The organism is Escherichia sp. E2661, from assembly GCF_004745185.1.
In the GTDB taxonomy this organism is placed as follows: domain Bacteria; phylum Pseudomonadota; class Gammaproteobacteria; order Enterobacterales; family Enterobacteriaceae; genus Escherichia.
The window spans coordinates 1-518 of record NZ_PDIG01000074.1 but is presented as its reverse complement, the minus strand read 5'-3'; the positions used below and the strand labels follow the sequence as shown (position 1 = coordinate 518).

Annotated in this window: 1 rRNA gene; it reads right to left on the bottom strand. The window is 55.8% G+C overall.

The annotated features are described in order from the left end of the window. A 16S ribosomal RNA gene (locus CRI63_RS23705) occupies nt 1–518 on the bottom strand; the annotation flags it as partial.

Sequence of the window (518 nt, the reverse complement as noted above, 5' to 3'; positions counted from 1 at the left end):
GACGTCATCCCCACCTTCCTCCAGTTTATCACTGGCAGTCTCCTTTGAGTTCCCGGCCGGACCGCTGGCAACAAAGGATAAGGGTTGCGCTCGTTGCGGGACTTAACCCAACATTTCTACAACACGAGCTGACGACAGCCATGCAGCACCTGTCTCACAGTTCCCGAAGGCACCAATCCATCTCTGGAAAGTTCTGTGGATGTCAAGACCAGGTAAGGTTCTTCGCGTTGCATCGAATTAAACCACATGCTCCACCGCTTGTGCGGGCCCCCGTCAATTCATTTGAGTTTTAACCTTGCGGCCGTACTCCCCAGGCGGTCGACTTAACGCGTTAGCTCCGGAAGCCACGCCTCAAGGGCACAACCTCCAAGTCGACATCGTTTACGGCGTGGACTACCAGGGTATCTAATCCTGTTTGCTCCCCACGCTTTCGCACCTGAGCGTCAGTCTTCGTCCAGGGGGCCGCCTTCGCCACCGGTATTCCTCCAGATCTCTACGCATTTCACCGCTACACCTGG